Origin of the sequence: Paraburkholderia unamae, from assembly GCF_003096875.1 — a bacterium.
In the GTDB taxonomy this organism is placed as follows: domain Bacteria; phylum Pseudomonadota; class Gammaproteobacteria; order Burkholderiales; family Burkholderiaceae; genus Paraburkholderia; species Paraburkholderia unamae.
Map to the genome: position 1 here is coordinate 13,143 of NZ_QEOB01000007.1, position 23,154 is coordinate 36,296.

The following is a 23,154-nucleotide window of genomic DNA, read 5'->3' on the forward strand; positions in this document are numbered from 1 at the left end:
TGAGTCACGAAACCTCCTGCGCGGGAACGCCGGCGCGCGTCCTGCGCGCAGCCGGTTCCGGGTGAAGTGGAAGCGCTTCCACAGCGCTCCAGCGCACGATATCAGCGGCTAATTCGACCGGGCAATCGGGGTTTTTCTGGACATTATTATGTAGTCGCTACACATGCCACAGACCGCTCAAAACGACTACATTTGTATTATTGCTACACGCGCATCAATCTTCCGTGCGCGTGCCCAGTTCGGGCCGCACCGCTGCGAGCGCCTCATGTAACGTAGGATAGATGTTCGCCACGCCGATCACGGGCGTGATGCCATGCCGGTCCATGTCCGCATGCAAATAGCGGTTCACGCGCCCGAAAATCACCTTTACGCCGCGCTCGGCAAGCGCCGAGCAGAGGTCGATCACCGCCCGCCCCGCCGAATAATCGAGGTCGGTGATCGCCGCCGCGTCGACGACGACGCAACGCACCGGCGACGGCGCCCTGTCGATCAGCAACCGCAGTTCGTCCACGAACAGATGGTCGTTTGCATAGAACAGGTCCGCGCCGAAGCGATAAACGATCAATCCGGGCGCGGTGATCTGGCCGGCCTGCGCGGGTTCGGGCAGCCAGTGGCCCTCCTCGTTCGGCACGAGCACCATGGTGTGCGGGCGATAGCTGTGGCGCACATGGCGCAGCAGCGACAGGCCGATTGCGATGAGGATGCCGTTCTCCACGCCGATCACGACCACGGCGAGCGCCGTCGTCACTGCGAGCCGGAATTCGCCGGGACTCTCGCGGCGGATATCGACCAACTGGCGAATGTTCACGAGCCCCACGGCGATCGTAAACACGATCGCGGCCAGCACGCAGTGCGGCAGGTATTGCAGCAGACGGCTGAAAAACAGCAACACCACGAGCACCACGCCCGCGAACACGAGTTGCGCGAACTGGCTGCGCGCGCCGGCCTGGTCGGCCATGGCGGTTTGCGTGAGGCTGCCGTTCACGACAAAGGCGCCGCTCATCGAGGCCGCGACGTTCGCGGCAGCGAGGCCGAGGATGTTCGCGTCCTCGTCGGTGCGCTCGCCGTAGCGCTCGGCAAACGCGCGGCTCGTGGCGGCGCTCTGCGCGACGATGATGACGAAGCACGAGGCCGCCACCTGCAAGAGGTCGATCATCTGGAACCAGCCCACGGCGGGAAAGCTCAGTCGCGGCATGCCGCCCTGCACCGGACCGATCACCGAGATGCCGTGGCCCGCGAAGTTCATCGCGGCGCTCAAGGCAATGCTGCCCGCCACGGCGACGAGCGGCACCGGCCAGCGCGGCCGGTAGCGCTTGAAGATCAGAATGGCGGCGACGACGGTCACGGCGATGCCAAGCGTGGGCCAATGGATGACGGACAACTGCATGACGATCTGCTTGACCTGAAGCACCGTGCGCCGCGAATTGACGGTAAGGCCGAGCATGTCGCCGAGCATTGCCACGCCCACCTGCACGCCTACGCCCGTGAGAAAACCCGCAAGCACGGTGCGCGAGAGAAAGTCGGCGAGAAAGCCCAGCCGGAACACGCGAGCGATCAGCAGCATGATCGCGGTGAGCAAGGCGGTCATGCCCGCGAGCGCGACATATTCCGCGCTCGAAGGCGTGGCCATGGTCGTCAGGCGGCTCGCGAAAATGGTGGCCGTGGCCGAATCGGCGGCCACCACGAGATGCCGCGATGCACCGAAAAGTGCGAACGCAACGAGTGGCAAAAAGCCGGTATAGAGGCCGGTGACGGCAGGCATGCCCGCGATGCGCGCATAGCCGAGCAGTTGCGGCACGTTCATCGAGGCGAGCTGCACGCCGGCCAGCGCGTCGCGTATTGCCGAGGCGCGCGAAAGCGGCCGTACACCACGAAACAGTTCAAACGCCATTACGCCATCCTTTCGAATTCCACATCTGCGTGCGGTCCTTTTTCTGCGGGTTCAGTGGCGCAGTATGTTAGCGCGTGGGGGCGTTGCGGCGCCTGTTCGATTGCAGCGTCGTTGCACGCGCATCAATGAAAAGAGGCCAGCCCGCAGGCTGGCCTCGTGACTTACACGCTCAATCCGGCGACGGAGGCAGGCGGCTATACCCGCACCGGCGGCGGCATGTAACGGCATTCATAGCGCTTTCTCACCGTGCCGTTCTCGTCCACGCTTTCGAGGAACACGTCGAACTGCCAAAGACGCGCCATGTGGCGCAGCACTTCGTCGGAGTCGCTCGACAGGTGGCGATTGTCGCTCATGAAGTGACGCAGCGTGAGACTGCGATCGCCGCGCGTGTTCACCGACCACACCTGGATGTTCGGCTCGCGGTGATGCATGTCGTACTGCCGCGAGAGCGCCTGGCGCACGTACTGGTAGCCGCTTTCGTCGTGAATGGCTGAGACTTCGAGCGCGTCGCGCATGTCGTCGTCGAGCACCGAGAAGAGGCGCATTTCGCGGATCAGATGCGGCGACAGATACTGCGCAATGAAGCTCTCGTCCTTGAAGTTGCGCATGGCATAGTGCATCGCCTTGAGCCACGGGCTGCCCGCCAGTTCGGGGAACCACTTGCGGTCCTCCTCCGTGGGGTTTTCACAGATGCGGCGAATGTCGCTCATCATCGAAAACCCGAGCGCATACGGATTGATGCCGCTGTAATACGGCTTCGTCACCGGCGGCTGATAGATCACGTTGCTGTGCGAGTGCAGGAACTCCATCATGAAGCCGTCTTCGAGCTTACCCTGCGCATAGAGCGTATTGAGCAGCGTGTAATGCCAGAACGTGGCCCAGCCTTCGTTCATGACCTGGGTCTGCCGCTGCGGATAGAAGTACTGACCGATCTTGCGCACGATGCGAATGACTTCGCGCTCCCACGGTTCGAGCAGCGGCGAATTCTTCTCGGCGAAGTACAGCAGGTTCTCCTGCGGCTCGGGCGGAAAGCGCTCGTCGATTTCCTCGGCAATCGGCATTTGCTGCTTGGGCAGCGTGCGCCACAGTTCGTTGACCTGCGACTGAAGGTAAGCCTCGCGTTCGCGCCGCATGGCGGCTTCGCGTTCCAGCGAAAGCTTTTGCGGACGTTTGTAGCGGTCCACGCCATAGTTCATGAGCGCGTGGCACGAGTCGAGCAACTCCTCCACGCGGTCCAGACCAAAACGCTCCTCGCATTCGGCGATGTAGTTCTTCGCGTAGACGAGGTAATCGATGATGGCGTGCGCGTCCGTCCACAAGCGGAACAGGTAGTTGCCCTTGAAGAACGAGTTGTGCCCGTACGCGGCGTGCGCGATCACGAGCGCCTGCATCGTCATGGTGTTCTCTTCCATGAGGTACGCGATGCAGGGGTTGGAGTTGATGACGATCTCGTACGCGAGACCCATCTGGCCGCGGCGGTAGCTTTTCTCGGTCGAGAGAAAATGCTTGCCGAACGACCAGTGGCGATAGTTCACCGGCATGCCGACGGACGCATACGCGTCCATCATCTGCTCGGCGCTGATCAATTCGAGCTGAATGGGGTAGACATCCAGTTCATATTGCTCTGCAACATGCGAGATATGTGTGTCGTACTCCTCGATGAGTTCGAAGGTCCAGTCAGATGGGCACGGCAACGGCCGTCGGTCGGCTACGTTCATTTGCACTTCCCTTTGCTGGGCGAGCCCATGCTCCTTGTGGCGAGCAGCCCCGGCGGCATGTCCGGGCGCTTCGGCGTCTTCGCGATGGCCGGGCGTGTGCCCGGCATCGTGATCGCCATGATGCCCTTTTTCGTGGCCGCTCGTTTTGCGGCGCTCCGGCTCGTAGCCGCGCGCCTCGTTGTGCAGGTGGCGTGTCGTCATGAGTGCTCCACCTGTTTTTCAAACAGCTCCCGGAACACCGGGTAGATGTCCGCCGCGGTGTCGACCTTCTTCATCGCCAGATGCGGTTCGGTGAGGGCCAGTTGAGCATATTCGAGCCAGAGGTTCTGCTCTTCCGGCGTAACCTGAATATACGCAAAATAGCGCACCTGAGGCAGGATGTCATCCGCGAGGATCTTCCGGCACTTGGGCGAATCGTCTGTCCAATTGTCGCCGTCCGAAGCCTGTGCGCCGTAGATGTTCCAGTCGCTCGGCGAATAACGCTCCTCGATCACTTTTTTCATCAGCTCCAGCGCGCTCGACACGACCGTGCCGCCGCTTTCGGTGGAATGGAAAAACGTGTCCTCGTCCACTTCCTCGGCGCGCGTATGGTGGCGGATGAAGACCACCTCGATCTTCTCGTAGTTGCGCTTGAGGAAGAGATACAGAAGGATGAAGAAGCGTTTGGAAAGGTCCTTGCGCTGCTCGTCCATCGAGCCCGAGACATCCATCAGACAGAACATCACGGCCTGGCTCGACGGCTGCGGCTGCTTCACACGGTTCACGTAACGCAGGTCGAACGGATCGATAAACGGAATGCGCCAGATGCGCCCGCGCAGATGGTGGATCTGCTCCTCCAGCAACGCGATCTCTTCGCGCCGGTCGGCCGGATCGGCCTTGAGCACTTCGAGCTGCTCTTCGAGCACGTGCAGCTCGTTGACGAGCGGCGCGCCGAGCGCGATACGCCGCCCGAGCGCGCTGCGCAGCGAACGTACGACGTCGATGTTGTTGGGCGTGCCTTCGGCGGCCCAGCCCGCGCGGATGCTCTTCCACGTGGGCACGGCCATGAGATGCGTCTTGACGAGGCGCGGCAGTTCGAGGTCGTCGAAGAAGTACTGCATGAACTCTTCGCGCGAGAGTTCGAACACGAAGTCGTCCTGACCTTCGCCTTCGTTGCTCGCCTGGCTGCCGCCCCCGCCCCCGCCGCCTTGCGGCCGCGGAATGCGGTCGCCGCGCACGTAGTCCTCGTTGCCGGGATGAACCATTTCGCGCTTGCCGCCGGGGCCGTGACGGAACGACGGCTCGGCAATGTCCTTGCGCGGAATTGTGATGCTCTGGTTACTCTGTATGTCCTTGATGCTGCGGTCACGCACCGCTTCCGAGACGGCGTGACGAATATAGTTCTTCACGCGGCGCAAAAAGCGCTCGCGGTTAGCAATGCTCTTGTTCTTGCCGGCTAGCCTGCGGTCGATGATTTGATGAAGCACATCCAGTCTCCCGCTCCAGTTTCGAATGGGCGAGGTGCGCAGTGTTTGCTTGCCGCGTATGCCATCGTGCGTGCCGCGTTCACCCGCTCACGGCCACGCGGCCTGCGCCCCGCCGGAGGTCCTGGCGCGCCGCCGCGTTCGCCTATGCGGCGCGGCGGCGCACCTGGACGGTAAAGCCTCTTCGTTCACGACGACTTGCGCACGCGCAGATACCAGTCGCAGAGCAACCGGACCTGCTTCGGCGTGTAGCCCTTCGCCACCATGCGATTGACGAAGTCTTCGTGCTTGCGCTGCTCTTCCGCCGATCCTTTCGCATTGAACGAGATGACCGGCAAAAGTTCTTCCGTATTCGAGAACATTTTCTTCTCGATCACCACGCGCAGTTTCTCGTAGCTGATCCAGGCCGGGTTCTTGCCGGCGTTGGCCGCTCGCGCGCGCAGCACGAAGTTCACGATCTCGTTGCGGAAGTCCTTCGGATTACTGATGCCCGCGGGCTTCTCGATCTTCTCCAGCTCCGCATTCAACGCGGCGCGATCGAAGCTTTCGCCGGTGTCATGGTCGCGGAACTCCTGGTCCTGAATCCAGAAGTCGGCGTACGTGACATAGCGGTCGAAAATGTTCTGCCCGTATTCGGAATACGATTCGAGGTAAGCGGTCTGAATCTCCTTGCCGATGAACTCGGCGTAACGCGACGCCAGCACGTCCTTCACGAACGAGAGATACTTCTGCTCGGTTTCCGGCGGGAACTGCTCGCGCTCGATCTGCTGTTCGAGCACGTACATGAGGTGGACCGGATTCGCGGCGACTTCGGTCGAATCGAAGTTGAACACGCGCGAGAGGATCTTGAACGCGAAACGCGTGGAGACCCCGTTCATGCCTTCGTCCACGCCGGCGAAGTCGCGATACTCCTGGTATGACTTCGCTTTTGGATCGGTGTCCTTGAGGTTCTCGCCGTCGTACACCTGCATCTTCGAGAAGAGACTCGAATTCTCGGGTTCCGCGAGGCGCGTGAGCACCGAGAACTGCGACATCATCTTGAGCGTGCCCGGCGCGCATACGGCCTCGGCCAGCGACGAATTGCGCAGCAGCTTCTCGTAGATCTTCATCTCTTCCGAGTAGCGCAGGCAGTACGGCACCTTCACCACGAAGATACGATCGAGCAGTGCCTCGTTGTTGCGGTTGTTGCGGAACGCCTTCCACTCCGACTCGTTCGAGTGCGCGAGGATGATGCCGTTGAACGGGATCGCGCCGAATCCTTCGGTGCCCTTGAAGTTGCCTTCCTGGGTGGCGGTGAGCAGCGGGTGCAACACCTTGATCGGTGCCTTGAACATTTCCACGAATTCGAGCAAGCCCTGATTCGCGAGACACAGGCCGCCGGAGTAGCTATACGCGTCCGCGTCGTCCTGGGCGTATTGCTCGAGCTTGCGGATGTCGACCTTGCCGACGAGCGAGGAGATGTCCTGATTGTTCTCGTCGCCAGGCTCGGTCTTCGCGATGCCGATCTGGCGCAGGATGGAAGGATAGCGGCGCACCACGCGGAACTTGCGGATGTCACCGTTGTACTCGTGCAGGCGCTTGACCGCCCACGGGCTCAGGATGCTCTTCAGGTAACGGCGCGGAATCCCGTACTGCTCTTCGAGTATGGGACCGTCCTCGTCGTAATCGAAGAGACCGAGCGGCGACTCGTTCACGGGCGAGCCCTTGATCGAGTAGAACGGCACGCGCTCCATGAGCTGCTTCAGACGCTCGGCAATGGAGGACTTGCCGCCGCCCACCGGACCAAGCAAATAGAGAATCTGCTTCTTTTCTTCGAGTCCTTGCGCCGCATGGCGGAAGTACGCGACGACCTGCTCGATCACGTCTTCCATGCCATAGAACTCGCGGAATGCGGGATACACCTTGATGACCTTGTTCGCAAAAATACGCGACAGGCGCGGATCGTTACGAGTGTCGATCTGTTCGGGTTCGCCGATTGCCGTCAGCATGCGTTCGCCAGCCGTGGCGTACGCATTGGGATCTTCCTTGCAGAGCGCGAGATACTCCTCGAGCGAGAACTCCTCCTCTCGCGTTTTTTCGAAGCGGGTCGCGAAGCTGCTGTAGATATCCATGCTACCTCCTCGCCGAGATCTGCGACCGATGTCGTGCGCGGCGCGCTATTCGGAAACGACATCGCTCAAATTCATCCTAAACCCTTTTGAAATTTTTCGCACCGTAAAATCGCGCCGGATGTGCCCTTCAAAGCTAAGCATTTTTGAGCGCTTGGAGGTCGTCATAGTACGCCTTACAATGATCTTCCCCACTGGTGCAAATTTCAGACCGGGCTCGCTTTCCCTCACTCCCGCCGCGACAAAACGGCTTGCCTGGCCTCTTCGCCGCAACACACCATTTCGCCTTGCTCCGCACACCTTTCGGCGCGACGGCATACGCAGCGCTTCTTCCTCAAACGCATCAGCACAGCGTCGGTGCACAACGACCCGTAACGTTTTGTTCGTTACCTCGCGCAGCGCGCGGCGGCATGGCTGTTGTGAGTACGCGTCAATGCGATTTTTTTCCCTTTTTACGCGTCGATTTCGCCAGGGTCGGTGAGTTGGCGCGCATTGCGCGTCGTGTTCCGATAAGCGCGAACGGGACGTCATGACTTCGGCAAACAATCCCTTTCGGCCGTAGTGGTTTTCCCGCTGCCATGAGTTTGCTGTGATAGCAGCCAAAGACAAATGCGCCGTCAAAATGACGCGCGTGACAGATTGCGCAAGCGCCCGTTCGCGAGGCGTGTAACACGCAGAAAAAAAGGCCGCCACGCAGTGCGCATGGCGGCCTTTCATTACAGCGATTGTGACAGGCGCGACGCGTATCTGTTACACACCGCGCACCCGCTTATCAGCTAGATAAATTCGATTTCGACTTCCCCGAGCCCGTCGATATGGCCGTGCAGGAGGCCCGGCTTGTCGATGCGATGCGCACCGACATAGGTGCCCGTCGTAACGGTCCATTCGGGCTCGATCGTGATGCCCATCGCCGCGCAGTGATTGACGAACCAGACGAGCAACTCGCGCGGGTCGCCCGCCGGGTTGCCCGGCGCCTCGGGCACGAGCGAGGCGCCGTCGAACGTCAGTTCGAGTTCGGGCGCGACGAAGTCGAGCGAGCGCGCCAGCGCCGGATACGGCAGCGCATGGCCCGTGATCAGCGCGCCATTGTTCTGCGCGTCGGCGAGCTGCGCGAGCGGCGCGACGTTGGGCCACTGGGCGAAACGGCTGTCAACGACCTCGATGGCCGGCAGGATCTGGCCCACGCGCGCCAGCACCTCGTCGCGCACGTAAGCTTCGGCGCGCGGCGCGATCGGTTCCGAAAAGCGAAAGGCGATCTCCAGCTCCACCAGCACGCGGAAGAACGAATGGCGCTCGAGGCGCGCGGGCGAGGCGTGCACGAGCGGCGCCGGGATCGGCGCGCCGGAGGCGGGGCCGCCCGGCGCGCGTGCGCCGATTTTCCATCCACCCGTGGTGGTGTCGAGCCCGGCGATCACCGCCTGCTGGATCGCATAAGCCGTTGCTGCGTCCGGCGGCACCCGCTCGGGCTCCAGGGTCTCGATCAGATGATGATGCCGGCGCGCTTGCACGAGGCGTTGCGCGAGATCGTCGTGCGTCATGTCTGGTTCCTTGTTTGTGCTGTCGTGCGACGCCGGCGCTCGAAGCCGGCGCAATCCATCCTGCCTGGCGCAGTGCGCCCTCCCATGCCCGGCGGCCCGGACCGTCGTCCGCCCCGCGCCGCCTGCCCCGTACGGCCCGCACTCGTCCCGGCGCGGGACAACTCCCGCCCTGGGCCCTCGCGAGCGCCGCAGTGTAGCGCGTTCACCCGGCCACGCGAATGACACGGCTGACAATGTACCGTAACCGCGCGCGCGTGGCGCATCGCGGGGCCGCTTGCCAGGGGCAAAGTCTCAAAAAAAAAAGCCGCTGCATTGCAGCGGCCGGAGGTTGTGTCGCGCGTGGCGGCGCATGACTGTCATGCCCGCGCCGTGGGTCAAGCTCAGAACGTCTCCCAGTCGCCGTTCGATCCGGCAGCGGCCGGCGCCGCACTCACGCCCGCCGCTGCCGTCGCGGCGGCCGGGCGAGCGGTCGGGGCAGCGGCGCGCGCCGGCCGCGCCTTCGCAGGAGCGCTGGCCGCAACGGGCCGCGCCGCAGCCCGCGCCGGCGGCTTGGGCGCCGCCGCACCTGCCCCCTCGTCGAGGCTGAACACTGCCACGGCTTCGCGCAGCCGCCCCGCCTGGTCTTCGAGCGACTGCGCCGCGGCGGCCGCCTGTTCGACGAGCGCCGCGTTCTGCTGGGTCACCTCGTCCATCTGCGTCACGGCGCGCGCGACCTGCTCGATGCCACCCGACTGCTCCTGCGACGCCGCCGCGATCTCGCCCATGATGTCGGTCACGCGCCGCACCGCGCCGATGATCTCGGTCATCGTGCGGCCCGCCTCGTCGACGAGCGCCGAGCCCGCCTGCACCCGCTCGACCGAGGTGTCGATGAGCCCCTTGATTTCCTTGGCCGCCGCCGACGAGCGCTGCGCGAGGCTGCGCACCTCGCCCGCCACCACGGCGAAACCGCGCCCTTCCTCGCCCGCGCGCGCCGCCTCGACGGCCGCGTTCAGGGCCAGGATATTGGTCTGGAACGCGATGCCTTCGATGATGCTGATGATCTCCGCGATCTTCGCCGAGCTCTCGTTGATGTCGCCCATCGTGCCGACCACCTGGTTGACGACGGCGTTGCCCTTGTTGGCGATCTCCGAGGCGTTGGCGGCAAGCGCGCTCGCCTGGCGCGCGTTGTCGGCGTTCTGCTTCACGGTGCCCGTGAGCTGCTCCATGCTGGAGGCGGTCTGCTGGAGCGCCGTGGCCTGCTCCTCGGTGCGCGACGACAGGTCGATATTGCCCGCCGCGATCTCGCGCGTGGCTGTCGCGATCGAGTCCGTGCCCGTTCGCACCGAGCGCACGGTTTCGGTCAGGCTGCGCTGCATCTGCGCGACGCCGCCGAGCAGTTCGCCCATCTCGTCGTTGCGGCGCACGACCACGGGCCGGCGCAGGTCGCCCGCGGCGATGGCCTGGAAGGCGCCGAGCGCTTCGCCAAGCGGCTGGGCGATGGCGCGGCGCAGCGAGAAGAACGAATAGGCGGCCGCGCCGATGCCCACCAGCAGTGCGGCGATGCACACTATGCGCAGTTCCGAGAAAGCAGCCTGGGCGTTGTCGAAGCCCTGTTGCGCCTGCGTCATCTGGTACTTGTCGAGCACGGCGTCAGCTTTGGAGAGCCCGTCGTAGGCTTCCTTGAGCGCCTTGGCGCCCGCCACCACCTTGACCTGGTCGCCCGACTGGACGGTGCTCACGAACTGGTCCGCGATCTGGTGCAGGGCGTCGCGCCGGGCCGCCACGTCCTGGGCGAGCCGGGCTTCGTCCTCATCGCGCGGCAGCGCCATGTACTTCTTCCAGAAGTCGTCCGACACGCCACGCAGCATGCGCGCGCGTTCGATCGTCGCGGCGGCGTCCGGCGTGCCTAGCTCGAATGCGGCGCGGTCGAGCGCGAGACGCTCGCGTGCGGCATAGATTTCGGCGAGATTCACCGCGTGCGAACTCGGCATCTGGTCCGTGAACGTCTCGCGGTACGCGTCGTTCGAGCGCGTGAGGCCGAGCAGCCCCACCGCGCTGATGGCGACGATCAACGCCGCCAGAAAGCCCATCGTGATGCCGATGCGCGCCTTGATGCTGATGCCCTTGCCCATGACTCCCCCAATAGATTTGTCGTGTGCTCGGGCGCTGGCGCCCGAAGGTGAGACGTCTCCTCAAGGCAAGTTAACGGCAGGGGCTTTCGTGGTCTTGAAATATGTATATGGTATGAAGGATGGACGGCTTGCGCGCGGTCAATATTGCAAATGGCCGACAGCGAGGTCGGCCATTGCTGCGGCTTTTGCGGTAACTTTTGCCGCTCCGCCCCGCTCAGCGGGGCACTTCGGCGAGCGTCGGAATCGACGGCTGGGCACCCGCGCGCGTGACGGAGATCGACGCCGCGCGCAGCGCGAAAGCGATTGCCTCCAGCGCGGGTTCGCCGGCGGCCAGCCGCGCCGCCAGGCCACCGATGAACGTGTCGCCGGCCGCCGTGGTGTCCACGGCGCTCACGCGCGGCGCGGGCAAATGCGCGGGCGCGTCGCCGTCGAGCAGCGCGCACACCCCCTGCGCCCCGAGCGTCACCAGCACGTTGCGCGCCCCCGCCTCGCGCAAAGCCAGCGCGGCGCGCGCCGCGTCTTCCGGTGTGCTCGCGGGCAGCCCGGTGAGCGCCGCCGCCTCCAGTTCGTTCGGCACGAGATAGTCGACGAGCGCCAGCCACTGGGCGGGCAACGGCCCGGTGGCCGGCGCCGGATTGAGGATGGTGATCTTGCCCAGGCGCCGCGCGGCGGCGAGCGCGGCCGCCACGGCGTCGGTGGGCGTTTCTAGCTGGCAAACCACGACATCGGCTTGTGCGAGCACCGCCTCATGGCGCACGAGCGTGTCGGGCGTGACCTCGCCGTTGCTGCCCGCCACGATGACGATGGCGTTCTGGCTCGCGTCATCCACCACGATGAGCGCCACGCCCGTTGGCGCGTGCGGCGCCGTTTCCAGCGCGCCGCAATCGATGCCCTCGGCCAAAAGCCCCGCGCGCAGGATTTCGCCGTTCGCGTCGGCGCCCACGCAGCCGATCATCGCCACCTGCGCGCCCAGACGTGCCGCCGCCACCGCCTGGTTGCCGCCCTTGCCGCCCGCCACCTGGGCGAACGCGCTGCCCGCGAGCGTCTCGCCGGGGTTCGGCAAACGCGGCGCGCGCGCGACGAGATCCATGTTCAGGCTACCGACCACGGCGACCCTGGCGTGGGCGCCGGCCGGCTTTGCTGCATCAGTCGTCACAATGGCTCCTTGAGATCCTCGACACCCTTGCGGTCGCCCGGCCCGCTCCCGGCTCAGGCCGCGAGCGGCGCGAAATCTTCCGAGCCCACCCACGGTCCCGTCGATTCGCGCGCGAACAGCGTGGGCGGCATCACCCGGCGGCGCACGGTGACCCCTCCGGCGCGCGCGTTCGCAATGCGCTCGATCAGCGTGAGCGCGGCCATTTCGCCGAGCGCACGCGCGGGCTGGCCGACCGTTGAAAGCGCGGGCCAGGTGAAGTTGCCAAGCTCGATATCGTCGAAGCCGATGATCGAGCAGTCGCCCGGCACGCGCAAGCCGCGCTCGGCCGCCGCGCGCAACGCACCGATGCCCATCATGTCGTTGCCCGCGAAGATCGCGGTGGGCCGCACGGTGTCGAACAACTGCGCCGCCGCCCGGTACCCGCCCGACCCCGAAAAATCGCTTTCGACGATCGCACCCGGCGCGATCTCGACGCCGCGCTCGGACATGGCGCGCAGGAAGCCGTGCATGCGCATCGCGCTGACCGCGGTTGCGACCGGCCCCGTGATGCAGCCAATGCGCGAGTGCCCCAGTTCCAGCAAATGACGCGTGGCAAGCCAGGCGCCGCGCTCGTGGTCGATCTGCACGAGATCGGCGTCGAGCCCCTCGATGTTGCGGTCGATCACGACGAGCGGCTCGCGCGCGTCGGCGAGCGTCGCGGCCAGCACGGCGTCGTCGCCGGCCGAGGCCACGATCAACCCGTCGATGCGCTTTTCCTGCAAGACGCGCAGGTAGTTTCGCTGCTTGACCGGGTCGTCGTCGGAGTTGCAGAAGAACACGCAGTAGCCCTTGCGCGCGCACGCGTCCTCGACGCCGCGCGCGAGCTCGGCGAAGTACGGGTTGGTGCCGTTCGGCACAAGCAGCCCCACGGTCGCCGTGGCGCGCGCCTTGAGCGAGCGCGCCACCGCCGACGGCACGTAGTTCAGGTCGCGGATCGCGCGTTCGACCTTGGCCCGCACGTCCGCCGACACCGGACGCGAGTTGTTCACCACATGCGACACCGTCGTGAAAGACACCCCCGCCACGGCGGCCACATCCTTGATCGTCGCCATATTTATGTTGCTCCTGCCTTTTTTCCTGCCTGTTGCTGCCGGCTCTCAGTGCGCCCGTTGTTGGAATAGTCAGGCGCCGCATTCCCGGTCATTTCCTGCGGCCCGCGTTGCACTGCGGACCGCGCCCTCGTCAAAATTGTTATGCGCTGCTACGTCTGCTGCTTCGCCGGCTGCGGTATGTGTCGAGCACGACCGCAACCACGATCACCGAACCGGTGATGATGCGTTTGGTGGGCTCGTTCGCGCCGATCTGCGCGAGTCCGGCGGCCAGCACCGAGATGATCAACACGCCGAAGAACGTGCTGATCACCGAACCGCGCCCGCCCATCAGGCTCGTGCCGCCGATCACCACGGCCGCGATCACCTGGAGTTCGAGGCCCACGCCTGCGTTCGGATCGGCGGCTTCGAGGCGCGATATCTGAAAGAGCGCCGCGAGCCCCGAAAGCGCGCCCATCAGCGCGAACACGATCACCTTGTACGGCCGCGGATCGACGCCCGCGAGGCGCACCGCCTCCTCGTTGGTACCGATACCAACCAGGTAGCGGCCGAATACCGTGCGCGTGAGCGTGAGCTGTGCGATCACCATCACCGCCACCGCGATCAGGAAGGCCGGCGAAATGCCGAACGCGATCGGGTTGGAGAGGAAATCGAACGCGTCGCCGATATACGCGGTGCGCGAATTCGTCATCTGGTACGCCAGCCCCCGCGCCGCTTCGAGCACGCCGAGCGAGACGATGAACGAAGGGATGCGCCAGCCCACCGTCACCGCGCCGGTGAGCGTGCCCGTGGCCGCCGCGGCCACGAGGCCGAGCAGCGCGGCCGGCAACGCGCCCCAGCCCCACTTGAGCGACGCCACGCTCACTACCGAAGCGCCGAGCGCGAGCACCGAGCCCACCGAAAGATCGATGCCCGCGATGATGAGCACGAATGTCATGCCCACGGCCATCACCACGAGATCGGGTATCTGGTTCGCAATCGTACTGAACGTATCGTAAGTGAGAAAGTGCGAACTGAGCAGCGAGAACAGCACGATCATCGCCACGAGCGCGAGCGCGAGGCCCAGATAGTTCGAGAAGCCGAAGCGCGTGCCCACGGGCTTCGCACTTGCGGGCGACACGGGCGCATGGGTGGGCGAACCGGTTCGTCCACCGCTGTCATCGCCTTGGGCCACCGGTTGCCCGCGCAACGGGTCGTTCGTCATGAAGCGCTCCCTCGTGGGTCGTCGTTTGCTTGCTGCTTCGGTTGCGCTGCCGCGCCTGGCGGGACACCGGCGGGGACGCCTGCCGCGTCGGGCAGATCAGCCGCGTCGCAGACGAGCGCGTCCTCGGCGCGCAGGCCCGCGAACGCGGCGGCGAGCAGCTTGTCCTGGCTCCACTCGTCACGCGCGTACACCGCCGTCATCTTCCCGGCCGACATCACGCCGATGCGGTCGCAAATCAGCATCAGCTCGCGCAGGTCGCTCGACACCACCACGAGCGCACGGCCTTCGCGCGCGAGCGCGCCCATCAGCGCGTAGATGTCGAACTTCGCTCCGACGTCGATGCCGCGCGTCGGCTCGTCGAACAGCACCACGCGCAACGGCTGCGTGAGGTCGCGCGCGAGCCAGCGGCCAATCACGACCTTTTGCTGGTTGCCGCCCGAAAGCTCGCCCACCGGCTGGGCGGGCCCGGCCGTGCGGATACGCAGCGCGTCGATCTGCGTACGCGCCAGCGTGTTCTCGCGCGCCGCGTCCACCACGCCGTAACGCGACACCGCGCCCACGTTGCCGAGCGTCACGTTCGCGGCAAGCGGTTGCGGCAGCAACAGCCCCTCGCCCTTGCGATCCTCGGTGATGAGCGCAATGCCGAGGCGCACCGCGTCGGCGGGCGAGCCGATCTGCACCGGCTCGGGCGCCGCGCCCGGCGTGCTCGCCAGCGCCACGACGCCGCGCTCCATGCGGTCCGCGCCGTAGATCAGCCGCATCAGTTCGGTTCTGCCCGCGCCGATCAGCCCGGAGATGCCGAAAATCTCGCCCGCGCGCACGTCGAACGACACGTCGCGCACGGCCTTCGCGCGCGTGAGCCCCTCGACCCTCAGGAGCGGCGCGCCGATGCGCCGCTGCCCCAGGTCGATGCGCTCGCCAAGCTCGCGCCCGACCATCAGCGCGACGATGCGCTCGGGCGTGAGGTTGGCCATGTCGTCCACGCGCACGAGCTTGCCGTCGCGCAGCACCGCGACGCGCTGCGCGATGCGCTCGAGCTCCTCGAGCCGGTGCGAGATGTAGACGAGCGCGACGCCCCGCGCCTTGAGCCGCGCGATCTGCTCGAACAGCAGCTCGACCTCTCGGCCCGTGAGCATGGCCGTGGGCTCGTCGAGGATCAGCACGCGCATGTCGCCCGGACCGTCGCCGCCATCGCTGGCATTGCCACCATCGCCCCCGCTGCCGATCAGGTTGCGCGCGATCTCCACGAGCTGCTGATGGCCGATGCCCAGCTCGCCCACCGGCGTGTCCGGATCGATTGCCTCCAGGCCGACCTGCGCCATCGCCGCGCGTGCGTTGGCGCGCAGCCGCTTGCGATCGATCCAGCCGAAGCGCAGCGGCCCCGACTGCGGCAGCCGGTCCAGAAAAAGATTCTCGGCGACGGTGAGCGTGGGCAGCAGGTTCAGCTCCTGCATGACCATGCGCACGCCGAGCGCCTCGGCCTCGCGGCGGCTCGCCGGCGCGTAGGGCCGACCCATCAGTTGCATGCTGCCCGCGCTCGGCGCGGTGAGGCCGCTCACGATCTTCGAGAGCGTGCTCTTGCCCGCGCCGTTTTCTCCCGTGAGCGCAAGCACTTCGCCGGCGTGCAGCGCTAGGCTGACGTCGGCGAGCACCGGCTGCTCGTAGGTCTTGCCCACGCCCGAGACCGCAAGCACGGCAGGCGCAGTTGACGCTACGTCGGGAGCAATTGCATCCATCACGATCCTGTAGTCGCGAGCCGCGCCGCCGGGGATGAACCGGTCCACGCGCCGCCCGGATACCGCGGGTCCGCGCCGCCGCCGCACGCTCCGGTAGAGCGGCGGCGAACGGCGCACCGCGCAGCGTTTTGCCGCGCAGCGCGGACGGCCACCCATGCGGCCATCCCGGTACAAATAACGGCTGCGCGGTGGGATTCTTGAGCGTTTATTGATTTGCGCGCACAAATACCGCCGCGGCGCGCGCGTCTCGCCAACCGTGGCTCAGGCGCCCCACGCGCACCGTACTCACTTCGTGACGAGCACCACCGGCGTTTCGACGATGCCCGACAGCTCCGACTGTTTCTTGTGCTCCTTGAGCGCCTTCAAGGCCGTGTCGATGCCGAACACGGCTTGCTTGGCCGCGAACTGGTCGGCGGTCGCGAGCACGCGGCCGTCCTTGAGCATCGGCTTGATGGCGTCGATGTTGTCGTAGCCGACCACGTACACCTTGCCCTGCTTGCCCGCCGCGCGCACGGCCGACACGGCGCCGATCGCCATGTTGTCGTTGCCGCACAGGAGCGCCTTGAGGTCCGGATATTCGTTGAGCATGGCCGACGCCACGGCGTTGCCCTTGTCGATCTCCCACTCGCCCGACTGCGTCGAGACGATCTTCGCGCCCACGGCCTGCATCGCGTCCTTGAAGCCCGCGGTGCGCTGCTGCGCGTTGGTCGTGGTGGAGACGCCTTCGACGATGCCCACCTGGTCGCCCGACTTCAGCCGCTTGGCGAGGTAGTCGCCCACGAGCCGCGCGCCCTTGCGGTTGTCCGGGCCGACGAACGGCACGTTCAGGTCCTTGGACTTGAGCACGTCGGCATCGAGCTTGTTGTCGATGTTCACGACGATGATGCCCGCGTCCACGGCTTTCTTCACCACGGGCACGAGCGCCTTCGAGTCGGCGGGCGCGAGCACGATGGCGTCGACCTTCGAGACGATCATCTGCTCGACGATCTGGATCTGCGCGGCGGTGTCGGTCTCGTTCTTGATGCCGTTGGTGATGAGGTCGAACTGGGAGGCGTTGTGCTTCTGATAGTCCTTCGCGCCGGTCTCCATGGTGAGGAAGAACTCGTTGGCGAGCGACTTCATGACGAGCGCGACTTTCGGCTTGCCGCCCGTCTGGGCACGGGCGGCAAGCGGCAAGGCGCCGGTCACGGCGGTCGTGGCGAGCGCGCTGGCGGCAAGGACGATGCGGCGGCGAATGCGGGAGTTCATCTTCGGTGTCTCCGGTTTGTCGGGCCCGGCCGGGCCACACTTTCTGGTTATGCGCAAACGTTTGCTGGCGGCCCATTCTCGGCGCTGGCGCTTCGCGGTGTCAATGCCGGCCATGCGGCATTGCAACAACGCGAACGGCGCCAGCTTCCGTTCAGAGCCAGTTGATACGGCGAAACAGGAAAAACAGGAAAAGGTCGAGCACGAGCATGGCGCCCAGACAGACCTGGTAGCCATACCTGAAATGTAGCTCGGGTATGTGCTCGAAGTTCATACCGTAGATACCCGCAATCATCGTCGGCACGGCGAACAGCGCCGCGAACGAGCCGAGCCGCTTGGTCACCTCGTTCTCGGCGAGCGAGATCATGCCGAGATTGACCTGGATGGCCGTGACGATCATTTCGCGGCGCGCGTCGATCATGTTGGACACGCGGATCAAGTGATCGTACACGTCGCGGTAATAAGCCTGCATGCCGGTGCAGATCTGCGGGATGCGCCCGCCCACGAGCTTGCCGACGGCGTCCACGAGCGGCGTGACGTGGTGAGCGAGGATCACGAGGCGGCGCTTGAGCGAATAGAGATCCTCGATGATCGCGCGCGAGCCCGCCAGGTCGTGTTTCTCGAAGATCCGGTCCTCCAGCTCCTCGATCTCGCCCGACAGCGTTTCGAGCACCGGCGCGTAGCGATCGACCACGCTGTCCATGAGCGCGTAGAGCACGAAACCGGAGCCTTCGCGCAGCAGGTCGGGCTCGCGCTCGCAGCGCGCGCGCACGTCGCTGAAACCCTGCTGGGCGCGGTGGCGCACCGAGAGCACGAAATTGGGGCCGGCGAACACGTTCACCTGGCCCGTGATGATTTCGCCGTCGTCGTCGAGTTCGAGCGTGTGGAGCACACAAAAGAGCGTCTCGCCGTATTCCTCGATCTTCGGCCGCTGGTTGCCGTTCATGACGTCTTCGATCGCGAGCGCGTGCAGGCCGAACTCTTCTTTCATCGCCGCCATTTCGCCGGCGTCGGGGTCCTTGAGGGCGACCCACACGAAGCACTCGGGCCTTGCCAGATAGTCGCTGATGGCCTCGACGGTAATGTCGGCCAGTTTCTTGCCGCTTTGATACGCGACGCAATTGATGAGCATGTTCCTTTTCTTCCCGGCGGCGGGTCGCGCCCGCGCCGCTTCGAGTTGCACCGGTTGCCAAGTGTACGGGGTTCCACGCACCGGCGTCGCGCCGGCCGGGCTCCCGCGCCGCTGGCAGGCGCACGGGCCATGCCCCTTTCGCCCCTTTTGCGCCCGCCGCGCCCCGCGCCCTCGGTGCACGCAAGGAGTGCCCTACTGCGCGACGCGCCGGATGCCGATGCGATGATCCTTGTCGAATGTGACGCTCGCGCGGTTCGTATAGCGCGGGTCCACGACGAAGCGCAGTTCCACCACGGGATCGAACTGCGTGGTCACGCCGATGCGGTGCACGCCCGGCTTGAGGTAGAACGTGACGTGCTCGCCGTCCATGAGGTCGGTCACGGGCTCACCGTCGATGTAGACCGGCGCGTCGCGCAGTTTCACGATGACGTTGCGGGTGCGCTCGCGGCGCACGTCCACGGCGACGAGGCCTTCGCCCGGCTGGGTGTAGCCCGGCTTGAGAATGCGCTCGGCCGGCACCGGCTTGAACGGGAGCGGCTGCGCCGGCTCCTCGGCGCAGCCGCCAAGGGCGAGCGCCGTGACCGCGGCTGCGATGCACGCGGCGAACACACTGGACACGCGCGATGGCATGGGCGCTTTTCCTGTTCGGGTTGGCCTGGGTCGGGTGGCGTTTGGGTGAGTTTCGCGCTCGCGGCCATGCGGTCGTGATCGCCAGGGGCGCCACGGGCGGGCGAGCGCCATGCCCATCATCGATGTTATATGCTTCGGGGAATGCGCGGCAGCACGCGCAACCCGCACGTGAAGGGAGCAAAGACGATGTGGTACTTCTCGTGGATCCTCGGCATTGGCGTGGCGCTCGGCTTCGGCATCATCAACGTGATGTGGCTCGACGCCAACGGCAAGTTCCTGAATGGCCACGGCAGCGGCCCGAGCGCGCCCGAGGCGCAGCCTGGGGAGGCGCGCCGTCCGTGACAAGGCTGGTGTTTTTCTGCGGCCACGCCGGAACCGGCAAGACTTCGCTCGCGAAGCGCCTGTTCGCCCCGCTCGCGCGCGCAAGCGGCGAGCCGTTCTGCCTGCTGGACAAGGACACGCTCTACGGGAGCTACAGCTCGGCCGCGATGGGCGCGCTCGCGCACGACCCGTACGACCGCGACAGCCCCCTCTTCCTGCAACATCTGCGCGACCCCGAGTACCGGGGGTTGATCGACACCGCCCGCGAAAACCTCGAACTGGGCGTGAGCGCGCTCGTGGTCGGCCCGCTGTCGCGCGAAGTGCGCGATCGCAAGCTGTTCGATCACGCATGGCTTGGCGTCGGGCCGCAGGTCGCGCTCACCGTGGTCTGGGTGCATACCAGCGAGGAAACGGCGCACGCGCGCATTGTCGCGCGCGCCCATCCCATCGACGCCTACAAGCTCGCCCACTGGGACGAATACCGGCAGCGCCGTTTCATGCCGTCGGGCCCGCAGCTCGACGGTCTCCTCCTGTTCGACAACACCGCGCCCGCCGAGGCCGATTGCGACGCGCTCTTGCAGCGCATCCTCGCGGGCGGCTCGGCGCAGGCTCCCGCCTGAGCGCTCAGGCCGGCACCTTGGCGCGCGTGTCGAGCGTCGCGCCTTCGTACACCTGACCGAAGCGGTTGCCGAGGAACTGTTGCAGTTGCACCTGTTCCTGGCGCACGAAACCCGCTTGCGGCAGACGCTTTTCGCGGAACAGGTCGAGCACCGCGCACATCGCGCCGGCCGTGGTGATCTGGATCGCGCTCATGGGCACGCCGCACACCGTCTTCGCGAAGATCTTGCGCGTGAACACTTCCTGCACAAGCTTGCCGTCACGCATGCCGGTGACCGTCATGAAAATGAGCACGACGTCCTGCTCCGTGGCGGGCACCGAGCGGCGCATGATGGACTTGAGCGTGTCGCGGTCGCTCGAAAGGCGCAGGTCTTCGAGCAGGAACTGCATGAGCGCGCGGTGGCCCGGATAGCGCACCGACTTGTAATCGAGCGACTCCACCTTGCCCGAGAGCGTCTCGCAAAGCGTGCCCAAACCGCCCGACGTATTGAACGCCTCGTACTCCACGCCGTCGAGCGAAAAATGCTCAAGGCCTTCGAGCGGCTGCACCCACTGCGTGCGGCCTTCGCGAATGGCTTCGCACGGCTGGCAATACTCGTTGATGAGCCCGTCCACGCTCCAGGTGAGGTTGTACTTGAGCGCGTTGGTGGGGAACTGCGGCAGCGCGCCCACGCGCATCTTGACGTCGCGGATCTCGGTAAAGCGGCTCGCGAGCGCATGCGCGGCAATGCCGATGAAACCGGGTGCGAGACCGCATTGCGGCATGAACACGTGATCGGCGCCGTCGGCGAGCGCGCGGATCGCATGGGTCGCGCGCACGTCTTCGGTCAGGTCGAAGTAATGCACGCCCGCCCCCTTCGCCGCCGACGCGACGTTCACTGCGAGGTAATACGGCAGCGCATTGATGAGGACGTCATAGCCTTCGAGCGCGCCGCGCAGCGCGGCGGCGTCACCGGAGTCGACGCGTGCGGTGGGGATGCCTTGCGCGGCGAGCGGCTCGAGCGCCTTCGCATCGCGGTCGAAGGCCGCCACTTCATAGTCGCCGCTTTCGCGCAGCATGTGGGCAATGGTGTGGCCGATCAGACCGGCGCCTGCAATCGCGACTTTCATTTGTCATCTCCTTTGGTTTTCTATGCTTGGGGATGGGCAACGCCCGCTCAAGCACAGTCTAGGGAGAGGCAAATACGGATCATAGACGCAAAACGATGCGCTTCGACCGGGGTTTTCGTCATTCTGACGAAGCTTTTCGTCGAATCGTCGAAAAGCGTTCATTCGGGGGCCGCGAGACCGGGCGCTAAGCCCAGGTTCAGGCGCGCTCAGCCCGTCACCGAACCGCGATCGACCTTGCGGGCGAGCACGATCGACGTGGTCGTGCGCTCCACGCCCGGTATGCCGCCGATCTGGTCGAGCAGGTCATTGAGGCGGTCCGGCGAATCGGCGCGCAGCCACGCGACATAGTCGTACTCGCCGCTCACCGCGCACAGCAACTGCACCTCCGGCATCTTGCCGAGGCGCTTCTGCACATCGGGCCCGTGGCGCGGCGCGATGATGAGTCCGACCCACGCCTGGAGGCTCGCATCGAGCACGTCCTGGCCCAGACGCACGCCGTAGCCCGCGATTACCTGCGTGCGCTCGAGCCGCTCGATGCGCGCAAGCACGGTGGTGCGCGCGACGCCCAGGCGCCGCGCCAGGTTCGCCACGCTCTCGCGGGCGTTTTCCTGAAGCAGCGCAACGAGGTTGCGGTCGAGGTCGTCGAGTTGATCGAGGCGCGGAGGTCTCATCGGTGGTGGTCGTGATGGAGGGTCGTGATGGCGCCATTATCGCGCGCGGCGGGACTCGGCAGAAACGTGGCGCAAGCGTGGCGGAAACACCGCCACGTCCACGCGCAAGCCATGCGCGACGGGTATTTCCACGCGTTTCGTTTGTAAGCAAGTGTCGCAGCCGGGCCGTCTCGCGACGATAACGTGGTACTAATAACGGAAGCCGCCGTTATGGCCGTGCTACCCGCTACGAAACGATTCGAGGACTCACAATGAAGAAAGCTTTCGTCATCCTTGCCGCCACGCTCTCGATGAGCGGCGCGTTCGCGCAAAGCGCCGCGCCCGCCGCGTCGGCGCCGGCCGCCGTCGCCGCATCGAGCGCCGATGTGCGCGCCGCGCAGCATCAGCAGCGCGTCGAGGAGCGCATCACGTGGCTGCATACGCAACTCAAGATCACGCCCGAGCAGGAGCCCCAATGGAAAGCGTTCGCCGACGTCATGCGCAGCAACGGCCAGACCATGGGCGACCTCTACAAGCAACGCATGGAAGGCGAGAACACGCGTAACGCGCTCGACGACATGAAGCAGTACGCGCAGATCTCGCAGGCGCACGCCGAAGACATGCAAAAGCTCGTCACGGCGTTCGAGCCGCTCTATACCAGCCTCTCGCCGGAGCAAAAGAAGCTTGCCGACCAGACCTTCCGTCACGGCCATGAGCACGGCCCGTCGGGCAAGCCGGTGAAGCCGAAGCACAAGGGCAAGGCCAAGCCGTCCGCAAGCGCCGCAGCAAGCGAAGCCGAGCCGGCCAGCACGCCGGCCGCGCAGTAAGGCGCCGCCCCTGGATCGAGCCGCGCACGGGCACGACGCGCGTGCGCGGCGGCCCGATTCAGGGTAACCTTGCGGACCGCGCGACGGCCGGGCATTGCGCCCGGCCGTCGTTTCATTTGCCACACCGTGCAACACGATTTTTTGCGAGGCAGGTCCGCTGCTGCAACCATGATTGAACTGACCGAACTCGACTTGCGCGGCGACGCCGCGGCCCAACGCGTCGTCAAGGACGAAACCGTGAGCGTCGAATTCGCGGCGCAACCCGGCGAGCTGATGAGCCTCGAAGGCCCGAACCGCTACGCGCCGGGCGACGCCATCATCACCGGCTCGACGGGCGAGCGCTGGGTCGTCTCACGCGAGCGCTTCGACGCGAAGTATCTGCCGGCCAGCGACGCCCTCGCCCACGGCCAGTCCGGCGCCTATCGCAACCGCCAGGTCGTGGTGCTCGCCAAACGCATGGACGCGGCGTTCACGCTGCAACGCTCGGCCGGCGGCGACCGCCTGAGCGGCGTGGCCGGTGACTGGGTCATGCAATACGCGCCCGGCGACTATGGTGTCGTGCAAGCCGCGCGATTCGCCAAGGTCTATCGCCCCGTAGACTGATCCTG

General features: G+C 65.7%; 20 protein-coding genes. 4 read left to right on the plus strand and 16 right to left on the minus strand.

From position 1 onward, the window contains the following. Positions 1–214: 214 nt before the first annotated feature. The 14 genes from C7402_RS15815 to C7402_RS15880 form a co-directional block, all read right to left on the minus strand. Positions 215–1,891, minus strand: a complete 1,677-nt coding sequence (locus tag C7402_RS15815; RefSeq protein WP_116611262.1) for a SulP family inorganic anion transporter — start codon at positions 1,889–1,891, stop codon at positions 215–217. A 194-nt stretch (positions 1,892–2,085) separates the two neighbouring features. Beyond that, on the minus strand, positions 2,086–3,810 hold the full coding sequence (locus C7402_RS15820) for a SpoVR family protein (RefSeq protein WP_112172703.1): 1,725 nt from the start codon (positions 3,808–3,810) through the stop codon (positions 2,086–2,088). Next, entirely contained in the window at positions 3,807–5,075 is a 1,269-nt protein-coding gene (locus C7402_RS15825) for a YeaH/YhbH family protein (protein WP_112172704.1), read from the minus strand. The genes C7402_RS15820 and C7402_RS15825 overlap by 4 nt, the downstream gene beginning before the upstream one ends. Positions 5,076–5,260: 185 nt before the next feature. Next, positions 5,261–7,183, minus strand: a complete 1,923-nt coding sequence (locus C7402_RS15830) for a PrkA family serine protein kinase (RefSeq protein WP_112172705.1) — start codon at positions 7,181–7,183, stop codon at positions 5,261–5,263. A 45-nt stretch (positions 7,184–7,228) separates the two neighbouring features. Further along, the gene (locus tag C7402_RS46955) at positions 7,229–7,897 is read right to left on the minus strand and encodes a hypothetical protein (RefSeq protein WP_165841900.1); all 669 of its coding nucleotides are present in this window, start codon (positions 7,895–7,897) and stop codon (positions 7,229–7,231) included. Positions 7,898–7,956: 59 nt separating this feature from the next. Next, positions 7,957–8,718, minus strand: coding sequence for a 2-keto-4-pentenoate hydratase (locus C7402_RS15840; protein WP_112172707.1), 762 nt, complete (start codon positions 8,716–8,718; stop codon positions 7,957–7,959). Between the two features lie 380 nt (positions 8,719–9,098). Then, the gene (locus tag C7402_RS15845) at positions 9,099–10,829 is read right to left on the minus strand and encodes a methyl-accepting chemotaxis protein (protein WP_116611263.1); all 1,731 of its coding nucleotides are present in this window, start codon (positions 10,827–10,829) and stop codon (positions 9,099–9,101) included. A gap of 214 nt (positions 10,830–11,043) precedes the next feature. After that, positions 11,044–11,985, minus strand: coding sequence for a ribokinase (rbsK, locus tag C7402_RS15850; RefSeq protein WP_279635559.1), 942 nt, complete (start codon positions 11,983–11,985; stop codon positions 11,044–11,046). A 53-nt stretch (positions 11,986–12,038) separates the two neighbouring features. Then, positions 12,039–13,076 (minus strand): LacI family DNA-binding transcriptional regulator, encoded by a 1,038-nt coding sequence (locus C7402_RS15855; protein WP_112172710.1) that lies wholly within the window; start codon positions 13,074–13,076, stop codon positions 12,039–12,041. Between the two features lie 139 nt (positions 13,077–13,215). After that, the gene (locus tag C7402_RS15860; RefSeq protein ID WP_112172711.1) at positions 13,216–14,277 is read right to left on the minus strand and encodes an ABC transporter permease; all 1,062 of its coding nucleotides are present in this window, start codon (positions 14,275–14,277) and stop codon (positions 13,216–13,218) included. Further along, positions 14,274–16,013, minus strand: coding sequence for a sugar ABC transporter ATP-binding protein (locus tag C7402_RS15865; RefSeq protein ID WP_116611265.1), 1,740 nt, complete (start codon positions 16,011–16,013; stop codon positions 14,274–14,276). Before C7402_RS15865 ends, C7402_RS15860 begins: the two co-directional genes overlap by 4 nt. Positions 16,014–16,298: 285 nt before the next feature. Then, positions 16,299–17,261: a sugar ABC transporter substrate-binding protein gene (locus C7402_RS15870; RefSeq protein ID WP_112172713.1), complete on the minus strand. Its 963-nt coding sequence runs from the start codon at positions 17,259–17,261 to the stop codon at positions 16,299–16,301. A 151-nt stretch (positions 17,262–17,412) separates the two neighbouring features. Further along, a complete protein-coding gene (corA, locus tag C7402_RS15875; RefSeq protein ID WP_112172714.1) occupies positions 17,413–18,390 on the minus strand; it encodes a magnesium/cobalt transporter CorA in 978 nt (325 codons plus the stop codon). Between the two features lie 192 nt (positions 18,391–18,582). After that, positions 18,583–19,020 carry a hypothetical protein gene (locus C7402_RS15880; protein WP_116611266.1) on the minus strand — a complete coding sequence of 146 codons (438 nt, stop codon included), beginning with the start codon at positions 19,018–19,020 and terminating at the stop codon, positions 18,583–18,585. Positions 19,021–19,206: 186 nt separating this feature from the next. Here C7402_RS15880 and cydX point away from each other — a divergent pair, with 186 nt between their 5' ends. Together cydX and C7402_RS15890 are read left to right on the plus strand one after the other, a co-directional pair. Further along, positions 19,207–19,362 carry a cytochrome bd-I oxidase subunit CydX gene (gene cydX, locus C7402_RS47700; protein ID WP_224041966.1) on the plus strand — a complete coding sequence of 52 codons (156 nt, stop codon included), beginning with the start codon at positions 19,207–19,209 and terminating at the stop codon, positions 19,360–19,362. Next, positions 19,359–19,961, plus strand: coding sequence for a P-loop nucleotide/nucleoside kinase family protein (locus C7402_RS15890; RefSeq protein ID WP_116611267.1), 603 nt, complete (start codon positions 19,359–19,361; stop codon positions 19,959–19,961). Before cydX ends, C7402_RS15890 begins: the two co-directional genes overlap by 4 nt. Before the next feature lie 4 nt (positions 19,962–19,965). On the opposite strand, the gene C7402_RS15895 is transcribed toward C7402_RS15890, so the two are convergent. Further along, positions 19,966–21,069 carry a saccharopine dehydrogenase family protein gene (locus tag C7402_RS15895; RefSeq protein ID WP_112172717.1) on the minus strand — a complete coding sequence of 368 codons (1,104 nt, stop codon included), beginning with the start codon at positions 21,067–21,069 and terminating at the stop codon, positions 19,966–19,968. A gap of 206 nt (positions 21,070–21,275) precedes the next feature. Next, the gene (locus tag C7402_RS15900; RefSeq protein ID WP_112172718.1) at positions 21,276–21,740 is read right to left on the minus strand and encodes an Lrp/AsnC family transcriptional regulator; all 465 of its coding nucleotides are present in this window, start codon (positions 21,738–21,740) and stop codon (positions 21,276–21,278) included. Positions 21,741–21,991: 251 nt separating this feature from the next. Between C7402_RS15900 and C7402_RS15905 the strand changes: the two genes are divergently transcribed. Beyond that, positions 21,992–22,546 (plus strand): Spy/CpxP family protein refolding chaperone, encoded by a 555-nt coding sequence (locus C7402_RS15905; RefSeq protein ID WP_116611268.1) that lies wholly within the window; start codon positions 21,992–21,994, stop codon positions 22,544–22,546. Positions 22,547–22,714: 168 nt separating this feature from the next. Beyond that, entirely contained in the window at positions 22,715–23,149 is a 435-nt protein-coding gene (locus C7402_RS15910; RefSeq protein ID WP_112172720.1) for a PGDYG domain-containing protein, read from the plus strand. Positions 23,150–23,154 lie beyond the last annotated feature (5 nt).